The following is a 10,125-nucleotide window of genomic DNA, read 5'->3' on the forward strand; positions in this document are numbered from 1 at the left end:
TCCGTTATTGCGAGTGCAAATATAGAATAGATTTCTTTATTTACCAAATAAAATTCAAGAAAATTTTGTGTATTTTTGAAGTAATAAATCATCCAAAAACCAAACTGATGCGTAAGACATTATATATCATCGGATTAAGCACTTTTGTTTTTTCATGTACTTCTCAGCAAAATGTGAAAAAAAATACTTACAAACCGAAAACCCCAATAACACAGGCCAAACCGACTGTTCCGACAACAACTCCGGCGGCTCCAAAACCAAAAGTTGTATCCGATCACGGAGTAGACTTTTTTACTACTAATATAGCAGACCCAACCAAAAATGATAATACGGCAAGTTATGGTTCTATTGTAGCTGCAAAACCTGCTGGATATAAAGTTGTAAAAACTTATTTTCCTGCCGTTGCCCAAAATTTCAGACAGCGTTATCTTATATTACATTATACAGCTATTCCGGACGATAAATCAATTACCGTTCTTACCCAGCAGGCAGTAAGTGCCCATTATCTTGTAAATAATACAGGAGATAATGAGATCTATCAATTGGTAGATGAAAATAAACGTGCTTATCATGCAGGGGTAAGCGCTTGGAGAAATGACAAAAATCTTAACGATACCTCTATCGGAATTGAAATTGTAAATATGGGCTACACCACAGATGCTGCCGGTAAAAGAACATTTGCTCCTTTTAGTGATGAGCAGGTGAAAAAAGTAGCAGCATTGGTTAAAGATATTGTGACAAGATATCAGATACAGGCTACCAATGTACTGGCTCACTCAGATATTGCTCCTACAAGAAAGCAGGATCCGGGTCCTATGTTCCCATGGAAAAAGCTCTACGACGAATATCAGGTTGGAATGTGGTATGACGAAGCAGCTAAACAAACGTATCTTGAACCGGCGCAGGCTGACATTACTGCAAGATACAATGATGCCAGCTTTATCTTCCTTATACAGACAGGATTGCAGAAATTCGGATACGCATTAGACTTGAGCGGAAAATGGGATGATGCTACCAAGAAAACAATCGAAGCATTTCAGTACCATTTCCGTCCACAGAATTATGACGGAATTATGGATGCCGAAACATGGGCAATACTGCAAGCTTTAAATCAAAAATATCCAACAAAATAATTCAAATTAAAACGCATCGGTTAGATGCGTTTTTGCTATCTTTAAACGATCAAAAACAGTAAAATATCTGTAATGGAAAATTTCAGGAAAGAAAGTGATCTATTAGGCGAACTGAATGTGCCTTTAGATGCTTATTATGGGGTTCAGACACAAAGAGCTATCGACAATTTTAAAATTTCAGGACAGCTTTTGTCTTCATATCCGGATTTCATAAAAGGATTGGCGTTTGTAAAAAAAGCAGCTGCCAAAACCAATTATGAATTAGGACTTCTAGACGAAAACCTGTATTTTAAAATAGCAGAAGCGTGTGATGAAATTGTAGAAGGGAAATATCATGACCAGTTTCCGGTAGATATGATTCAGGGGGGAGCAGGAACTTCCATCAACATGAATGCGAATGAAGTGATCGCGAATATCGTGTTGGAAAAATTAGGAAAAAATAAAGGAGAATACGAATTCTGTTCACCTAATGATCATATCAACCTTTCACAGTCTACCAATGATGCTTATCCTACAGCAATCAAAATGGGATTGCTTCAGATGAATATCGGACTGGTTGAAAAATTAGAAAGAATTATCACTGCTTTCCGTGCAAAAGGACAGGAGTTTCATGATGTTATCAAAATGGGACGTACACAGCTTCAGGATGCAGTTCCAATGACGTTGGGACAGGAGTTTGAAGCTTATGCTGCTACTTTAGAAGAGGATATCTCCAAGCTTAATAACAATGCGAGCCTTTTTGTAGAAGTGAATATGGGAGCAACCGCTATCGGGACAGGATTAAATGCTCCGGTAGGATATGCTACTCTTTGTGCTAAAAACTTAGCTCAGATTACAGGATTTCCGATTGTTTCAGCTCCGGATTTGGTTGAAGCAACACCAGATACAGGATCTTATGTAATTTATTCTTCAGCTACAAAACGTCTTGCAGTGAAGTTATCCAAAATCTGTAACGACTTAAGATTGCTTTCATCAGGTCCGAGAGCGGGTCTTTTTGAAATCAACCTTCCGCCAATGCAGCCGGGATCTTCTATCATGCCAGGTAAAGTAAATCCGGTGATTCCGGAAGTGGTAAACCAGGTTTGTTTCAAAGTATTCGGAAATGATCTTACCGTAACTTTTGCTGCAGAAGCAGGACAATTACAGCTGAATGTAATGGAACCGGTACTTTCTCATGCCATCATGGAAAATATCAATTTCCTTTGCAATGCTTTAGATACGCTTCGTGATAAATGTGTGGTGGGAATTACGGCCAATAAAGAAATTTGCCTGAATATGGTGAAACACAGTATCGGTATTGTAACAGCACTGAACCCTTATATCGGGTACAAACAATCTACACAGATTGCTAAAGAAGCATTGGAAACAGGAAAGAGCGTTTACAACCTTGTTCTTGAAAAAGGAATTCTTTCTCAGGAAAAGCTGGACGAAATCCTTGATCCGAAAAACATGCTGAAACCGCATAATAAATAAATTCTATAAACGATGAATGATCAATGATAATTGAAATTATAAAAGTTTCTTATCATTGATCGCTCATCATTAATCACTTAATAATTCGTGAGGTTTTTAATCATAATTCCTGCCCATAACGAAGAATACAACCTCCCATTTACTCTTGATTCTTTACAACAGCAAAGCTGCAAAGATTTTAAAGTAGTGGTAGTGAATGACGGCTCTACAGACGGAACATCTGAGATGATCAGGAAATATACAGAAACTGATTCCCGTTTCGAAACGGTTAATCTTCAGAAATCTGAACATCAGCCGGGTTTCAAGGTGGTACATGCTTTTAAAAAGGGATTACAAACCCAATCTATGGATGAATTTGATGTCATCTGTAAATTTGATGCTGATATTATCCTTCCGGAAAACTATTTAACAGCTGTAGAAACAGCATTTTCTACTCATCCTGACTTTGGACTTGTAGGAGGTCTTCTGTATATAGAAAAAGACGGAAACTGGATCTATGAAGGAAATTCCAATAAACATCATGTGAGAGGTCCTATGAAGGCTTACCGTAAAGAATGTTTTGTTCAGATCGGTGGTTTAAGGGAAACATTGGGCTGGGATAATATTGATTCCATATTACTGGAAAATCTGGGATGGAAAGAAGTTGTTCTTCCTGAGCTTCGTGTAAAGCTGATTAAAGTAAAAGGAGCCGATTACACGATACGTCCCGCAGATTACTATGGAAGATATTTTTATTTCTTAGGACTGAACAGGTTTCTGGCTTATATTGCCTCTTCAAAAGAAGCGATGAAAAGCAAGTCTGCTTCATTTTTCTTTGATATTATTAAAGCTTATGAAAACTGCAGATCACAGAAATTAGAACTGAAAATTTCAAAAGAAGAACAAAAAGCCGTTAATGATCAACGCTGGAGGATGCTGAAGAGGAAGTGGCTGAAGATGTAGAAGGTCATTTTTTTATACGTTTAATGTTTATCAATAGAAACCGGTTTTAACCGTTTAATAAAAAATAAAAATTCATTGGCTTTAGCCAAAACTTAAGATTTAACTTCCAATCCGTGAAAAAAATAGCTTACATAGAAATAGACACCCACGCAGAAATTGCTCAGGCTTTCATGGATATTATGAAAGGTTCTCAGGATTTTTCGGTAGACTATTATTTTTCAAAAAGAATCAAAGATCAGGTAAGTGATAATGATGAAGCTGTGTTTTTATCAGACAGTTCTATGATTCTGGATCAGTTAAAGGGAAAAGGATATGACCTGGTTATTATAGGAACTGTGCATCGTTATTTTAATACATTTTTAGCGATAACAAAAAAGTACAATACAGCAATTATTACCCATAACCTTAATTTCATAAAAGCTTCAAAGCTGGATCTGATGAAAAGCCTCTTCAAAGGAGATGTTATTTTCAGGTTAAAATTATGGCTGAAAGAGGGGTTATTCTACAAAACTAAAGTTTATCAAACCTCCAGATCCCTTTTCGTACTGGATGAAGCGCTGATTTCGGACAGATATCGATTTTTACCGCTGTTTTATACACGAGATTTTAACAAAACAAAAAATGAAGATCTTGTGGTGGTCATTCCTGGAGGAGTTTCGCAGAAAAGAAGAGATTATCATTACATTTTTGAAACTATTCAAAAACTCAATACGGATAAACATTGCCAATTTGTATTCCTTGGAAAAGCAAACGGACATGAATTAAAACAACTTAAACATCTGTCTGAAAAATTATCCAAAAACATTAAAATTACTTATTTTTCTGAAAGAGTTTCTTCCGAAGACTTTGAAAAATGGATGCAGAAAGCAGACGTTTTATGGTGCCCGATTCAGCAGGATACAGAGTTTTTCAGTATGAAAGAAACCTATGGACTGACTAAAATGACAGGAAACCTTGGGGATGCCATTAAGTATGGAAAACTGGCTGTTTTTCCTCAAAATTATCCTTCAAAACTTGACTTTATTATTCCTGAAAAAGAAAATGCTTTTGAGCAGTTAAAGACCATTTCGGAGACTCCTTTTGACTTTTATACAACATACAGCAGAAAAGAAGTTCAGAAAAAACTGGAACAATTTCTAATGGGTTTACTCTAAAAAACTTCTCGGATTATTCTCTTTTCTCTTAAAAGCACTTATTTAATCTTAAATACGCTCTTAATAAATTTCATGTTCAGATAGTCTTCAATCGGGAAGATCTTGGTAAAGTAATTTCCGATATAGATCAATATCAAAACAACCGCCGGTTTGTAAACAAGGTTAAGCAGATTGCTGTTGAAATTCGGGAGAACAATTGCTACTGTGATGGCTAAAGTACAGATAATGGAAACAAAAATCATTTCAATACTCAAAGGCGAAACCTTAAATACAATATAATTGAAAACGATTTTCACTACATTGTAAATAGTAAGGGAAATGGCTGTAGATAAAGCAATTCCGATTAGTTTCAGATCTGTATTTTTAATGAAATAATAATTAAGTCCAATCGTCAATCCCGCCAGCAAAAGCATAACCAGAATATTGAATCTGTAATATTTTGAAAGTGAAATAATATTCCCGTTGAATCCGGTGGCAAGATCTATTAATACTGCAGAACCCCAGATCCAGACTACGGGTTCGTACTCTCTCAACATGGTTCCGTTTTTAGGCATAAATTGCGTCAGATAAGGGAATCCTACCATGATGCACGAGAATAAAACAGCTCCAAGAAAATACAGCGTTAAAGATGTTTTCTTGTGGAATCTGTCCAGCTCTTCCATATCTCCGTCTGCCAGTGTTTTGTTGATGATTGGAGCAGAGATATTAAATAATCCAAGCTGTGGAATAGAAATCAGTGAGATTAAGGCGTACAGTACAGAATAAATTCCTACTTCTTCCATTCCCATAAATTCCCCGATCATAAAGCTGTTGATCGCCAGATAATTTCCAAAAGTTCCCAGGAATCCGAAGAAACTGTAATTGAAAAATTCTTTCCAGAAATTGTTCTTTTTAAAATAATCTGTATTAAAATCCAGCTGAATTTTTTCCAGTTTGTTGGTATAATAAATATAGCCCAGAAGCATTAAAAAGAAGATTCCAAAAAAGAAAGCAAATGCAATGTTCTGTGATGCACCAGCCGTAATATTCTGTGATAACGCAAAGAAGAAGAGACAAAATGCTCCCAGATTAGCTATTTTCGGAAACAGATTATCGAAAATATTGGAAACCACAATTCTTTTATAATTGGAAGTGTATTTATTAAAAATAGAACAGAACGAGAGGATTAGAATCAGTGGAAGGATCATCTCCTTGATTTTCCATGCCTCAGAATGTCTGAACTTCGGATAAAAATAGGGAAGTATGAAAAATACAACTGTGAAAATAAGGAAATTGATAAAAACAGTCAGCAAAGATAATGACAGCATATTCTGTTTTTTACCGTCTCTTTCTACTTTGTGAAAAAATTTCACATTCGAATAAGAAATACCCAAAACAACAAAAGGAACCAGCATTTCAGCAGTCGGGAGAATGTAGCGAAGCTTTCCGTAAAATTCAAAATCATTCGGAAATATGAATATTGCGGAAACGGTGCCCAGCAAAAAACCAATATAACCGATAATGGAATATTTGAAGCCTTGTCTCGCTACTACACTCATAAGTCGTTTTAAATGTTGTTAGGTATAAAAATAATATTGTTGATGTACTGAGTTTTATTTTTTTCGTCGTTTGTATTTTGTGTTATAATATCTTCTGTAAGGTTTTCCAGCGCAAAGCTTTTTCTGTTCAGATATTTGGCTTCGTATCCCCAGTTTATCACTTCAGATATTTCATTCCATATAGGTGTTTGGTGGTGTCTTTGTTCCATTTCGACCATTAAAGTCGGCTTGAACTTTCTGATGGTTTCTTTGGCTCCGGAAAGAGTTTTTATTTCGTTTCCTTCAACATCTATTTTGATGAAGTCAAGTCGCTTGAAATGTTCCAATGCAGCCCATTCGTCAAGTTTGATGACCTTTACTTTTTCCGTGTAGCTTTTCTCTTCTCCTTTTTCTTTGTAGGAAGTGTTTAAAGTACCTCGGGAAGCAATTGTTTTTCCGTTAATGACAGGTACTTTGAACTCGGCAATCCTGTTTTCGTCAGAAAGCGCCAGAGGAAAAATACGCATAGCGGGAAATAATCTTTTTAATCGTCGGTATAGTTTTTTGTTGGGCTCAAAACCATAAATATGTTCATGATCCAATGTATTTTCCAGCTGGTATAGGAAAGTTCCTACATTCGCACCAATGTCCAGTATTACAGCATTTTTTGGAAGGTATTCTTTGATCCATACCAGTTCCGGTTCTACATTACGTTCCGAAAAATTATTTTTATTAAGATTATTTAAAGTTTTAAAATATCTTTTTTTGTAGAAATTCGGGCTTATGTATTGTAGTTTCTCTGCGATTTTTTGGTATAAAGACATCGTAAGCTTTTTGGCGAACAGCAAAGATACGTAAAAATGTAAAACTTTTCTTAAAAAATGTTAATTATAACAGCTTGATTTTCAGTATTAATATTGAAAATTTATTTTTGTAACCCACTGAATTCTAATATATTTTGAATTTATTACAAAGACACTCATATACCACAAGTGTTTCTATTAAAAAAGTCAATAAAGTATAATTTCACCTAAATAACTCCAATCATCTGTGAAAATCGGTGTCATCTTTGGTTAAAAAATTAATAGACATTAAAAAATAAAGGGATTAAAGAAAAGGTGTATTCAGAAAATCATTGAAAGGTTTCATCAGTTTGAAAACTTTGGTCATATTTTTCACCGCATTTTTATCCAGTACCTCTTCGTCTTTCAGGGAATATACAACAATAAAGTTTTTAAGCTTCAGATATTCTCCCATAGGATCTTCTTTTTCGAAGCCTTGAGGAATTTTTTTTAATTTATCATCTTGGTCAAGCTCGGGAAAATGCTTCTTGAAATCTTTATTATTGAGAATTTTAAGAAAATCTTCTCCGTACAAGGAAATTTCCTTACGTACTTCTTTCAGAACAGAAGATTCAGGCATGTAGATTCCGCCTGCTAAAAAGGATTTTCCTGGTTCCATGTGAAGATAGTAGCCTCCTTTCTGGTTTCCTTTTCCCATTCCCAGAGAAGCTCCGAAATTGGTTTTATAAGGGGATTTATCTTTTGAGAAACGGGTGTCTCTGTAAATTCTGAATAGCGCTTTTTTACTGTCTATTTTAGCAAGTTCTTCATCAAAACCGGACATCTCTTTAATCAGTTCATCCAGAAATGAAACCACATTTTGCTGAGATTCTGTGTACAGGTCTTTATTTTCATTAAACCATTCGCGGTTATTGTTTTTATTTAATTTTTTTAAAAAATCAAATGTTTTGGAAGAAATACTTGAAGACATACTGTGTTAGGTGTTTTTTTATTGTTGTTAAGTGAGATTTAAAACGGCTTCTCAATTCCGAAACCTGAATCTCACAATCTGAATCCCACAACCCAAATGTAAAAAAAACTATTCATATCTCAATGCCTCAATAGGGTCAAGTTTTGAAGCTTTTAATGCAGGATAATATCCGAAAAAGACTCCCGTCACAGCACACACAATAAAGGAAACAATAATTGAAGATTCCGTAATAAAAGTAGGCCAGGAAAGGAAGAAGGTAACCAGTTCCGAAGACAGAACTCCTAAAAGCACCCCAAGAATTCCTCCTGTGATACTGATTAATACCGCTTCAATCAGAAACTGATAAAGGATATCTTTTCCTCTAGCCCCGATAGACATTCTCAGGCCAATTTCTTTGGTTCGTTCCGTTACGGAAACGTACATAATATTCATGATTCCGATTCCTCCTACAATAAGGGAAATACCGGCTATAGCAGATAAAAGTACAGTCAATAGTTGACTGGTAGAACTCATGGTAGAGATAAGCTCAGCCTGTGTTCTCACACTGAAATCATCATTACTACCATCTACAGGCAGTTTATGCTGCTTTCTCAAAATCTCAGAAACCTGATCAGTAGCCTGCTGTGAAGTGTTTTCATTGGATGAAGCGGCATAAATGGTCTGAACATAGGTGATTCCCAAAAATCTTCTCTGAACGGTGTTGAATGGTGCGATAATCACATCATCCTGATCTTGCCCGAACGCATTGGAGCCTTTTGGAGCGAGAATTCCGATAACTTTCATGGGAACTTTATTAAACCTGATGATACTTCCTACAGCATCTTCACCGTTGGGAAATAGGTTGGTATAAACCGTTTGGCCTAAAAGACATACTTTATTGGACGAAGTGACATCCTTTTTGGTGAAAAGATTACCCTCCGCGATACCCCAGTCTCTGATACTGAAATATTCCTCATTGACTCCCTGTAACTGAGTAGGCCAGTTATTGGGCCCGTTGATAGACTGTCCGTTGGTTTGTACAGCAGGAGAGACGTACGAAACATCAGGTGCTCCCTTTGAAATAGCGTCTGCATCCTGAGGTCTCAGCGTTTGTAATCCGGAAGCCCCGATTCTTGCCCCTCCGGAAACATTCACATTGCTGGAAGGGCGTATGGTGATCATATTGGAGCCCATAGAAGAAAGCTGGTCGCTGATGCTTTTTTTCGAACCTTCTCCAATGGCAGTCATTGCAATCACTGAAGCCACACCTATAATAATACCGAGCATGGTTAAAAATGCACGAAGCTTATTTCGTAAAAGAGCTTTCCAGGCAATTCGGAAGAGGTTTGAGAGGTTCATTGCAATAGATTTTTAGTTTAAAACTAGTTGTAATCATCATTTACCGGAAGGTTTTCCAGGGCTTCTTTGGCTGATTTAATATTATCATTTCTGACATCTTTAATGACTTTTCCGTCCCGCAGTGTTACTGTTCTGCTGCTGAAAGTGGCTATGTCAGGTTCATGAGTTACAAAAACGATGGTTCGTCCCTGGTGGTGGAGATCCTGCATAAGCGCCATGATTTCATACGAGGTTCTGGTATCCAGATTTCCAGTGGCTTCATCTGCCAGAATCATTACGGGTTCGTTTACCAAAGCTCTGGCAATAGCAACTCTTTGCTGCTGCCCTCCGGACATTTGGTTGGGAAGGTGGTCAATTCTGCTTTCGAGTTTTACAGCTGTTAAAGCTTGTATAGCTCTTTTGTGGCGTTCTTCTGTAGATACTTTTGCGTTGTAAAGAAGTGGCAGCTCTACATTTTCTTTTGCTGTAGTTCTGGGAAGAAGATTATAAGCCTGAAATACAAAGCCTATTTTTTGATTTCTGAGAACAGCAAGCTCATCACGGTCAAGATTTTTAATATTTACTCCATCCAGAATATAATCGCCGCCAGACGGTTTATCCAGACAGCCAATGATATTCAGTAACGTAGATTTTCCGGAGCCACTGCTTCCCATAATGGTCACAAATTCACCTCTCTCCACCGTAAATGTTACGCCTTTCAGTGCATGGACAATTTCTTCGCCCATTCTGAACTCTCTTTTCAGATCTGTAATCTCCAGAATTTTTTCTGCCATGACATTTTGTTTTAGGTTTGCT

The 10,125-nt window shown here is 36.6% G+C and carries 9 protein-coding genes; 4 read left to right on the forward strand and 5 right to left on the reverse strand.

Translation table 11 applies throughout. From position 1 onward, the window contains the following. Window positions 1-107: 107 nt before the first annotated feature. From LKL37_RS00225 to LKL37_RS00240, 4 genes are all read left to right on the forward strand, one after another. Window positions 108-1,133, forward strand: coding sequence for an N-acetylmuramoyl-L-alanine amidase (locus LKL37_RS00225; protein ID WP_431608588.1), 1,026 nt, complete (start codon window positions 108-110; stop codon window positions 1,131-1,133). Window positions 1,134-1,205: 72 nt separating this feature from the next. Further along, window positions 1,206-2,606, forward strand: coding sequence for an aspartate ammonia-lyase (gene aspA / locus LKL37_RS00230; protein WP_431608589.1), 1,401 nt, complete (start codon window positions 1,206-1,208; stop codon window positions 2,604-2,606). A gap of 87 nt (window positions 2,607-2,693) precedes the next feature. Beyond that, a complete protein-coding gene (locus tag LKL37_RS00235) occupies window positions 2,694-3,548 on the forward strand; it encodes a glycosyltransferase (protein WP_431608590.1) in 855 nt (284 codons plus the stop codon). A 113-nt stretch (window positions 3,549-3,661) separates the two neighbouring features. After that, the gene (locus tag LKL37_RS00240) at window positions 3,662-4,702 is read left to right on the forward strand and encodes a glycosyltransferase (protein WP_431608591.1); all 1,041 of its coding nucleotides are present in this window, start codon (window positions 3,662-3,664) and stop codon (window positions 4,700-4,702) included. Between the two features lie 38 nt (window positions 4,703-4,740). Here the strand turns inward: LKL37_RS00240 and LKL37_RS00245 are convergent, their stop codons facing one another. The 5 genes from LKL37_RS00245 to LKL37_RS00265 form a co-directional block, all read right to left on the reverse strand. After that, complete coding sequence (locus LKL37_RS00245; protein ID WP_431608592.1) at window positions 4,741-6,240, reverse strand: lipopolysaccharide biosynthesis protein; 1,500 nt, start codon at window positions 6,238-6,240, stop codon at window positions 4,741-4,743. A gap of 8 nt (window positions 6,241-6,248) precedes the next feature. Next, window positions 6,249-7,043 carry an FkbM family methyltransferase gene (locus LKL37_RS00250; protein WP_431608593.1) on the reverse strand — a complete coding sequence of 265 codons (795 nt, stop codon included), beginning with the start codon at window positions 7,041-7,043 and terminating at the stop codon, window positions 6,249-6,251. Window positions 7,044-7,326: 283 nt separating this feature from the next. After that, entirely contained in the window at window positions 7,327-7,992 is a 666-nt protein-coding gene (locus tag LKL37_RS00255; protein WP_431608594.1) for a DUF2461 domain-containing protein, read from the reverse strand. Between the two features lie 108 nt (window positions 7,993-8,100). Next, a complete protein-coding gene (locus LKL37_RS00260; RefSeq protein WP_431608595.1) occupies window positions 8,101-9,330 on the reverse strand; it encodes an ABC transporter permease in 1,230 nt (409 codons plus the stop codon). 23 nt (window positions 9,331-9,353) lie between these two features. Next, entirely contained in the window at window positions 9,354-10,103 is a 750-nt protein-coding gene (locus LKL37_RS00265) for an ABC transporter ATP-binding protein (RefSeq protein WP_431610421.1), read from the reverse strand. Window positions 10,104-10,125 lie beyond the last annotated feature (22 nt).

Source organism: Chryseobacterium sp. 'Rf worker isolate 10' (assembly GCF_050753305.1).
In the GTDB taxonomy this organism is placed as follows: Bacteria; Bacteroidota; Bacteroidia; order Flavobacteriales; family Weeksellaceae; genus Chryseobacterium.

Coding starts and splice junctions, on each gene's coding strand:
- LKL37_RS00260 (WP_431608595.1), bottom strand. CDS start 9,330: ATGAACCTCTCAAACCTCTTCCGAATTGCCTGGAAAGCTCTTTTACGA.
- aspA (WP_431608589.1), top strand. CDS start 1,206: ATGGAAAATTTCAGGAAAGAAAGTGATCTATTAGGCGAACTGAATGTG.
- LKL37_RS00265 (WP_431610421.1), bottom strand. CDS start 10,103: ATGGCAGAAAAAATTCTGGAGATTACAGATCTGAAAAGAGAGTTCAGA.
- LKL37_RS00250 (WP_431608593.1), bottom strand. CDS start 7,043: ATGTCTTTATACCAAAAAATCGCAGAGAAACTACAATACATAAGCCCG.
- LKL37_RS00245 (WP_431608592.1), bottom strand. CDS start 6,240: ATGAGTGTAGTAGCGAGACAAGGCTTCAAATATTCCATTATCGGTTAT.
- LKL37_RS00255 (WP_431608594.1), bottom strand. CDS start 7,992: ATGTCTTCAAGTATTTCTTCCAAAACATTTGATTTTTTAAAAAAATTA.
- LKL37_RS00225 (WP_431608588.1), top strand. CDS start 108: ATGCGTAAGACATTATATATCATCGGATTAAGCACTTTTGTTTTTTCA.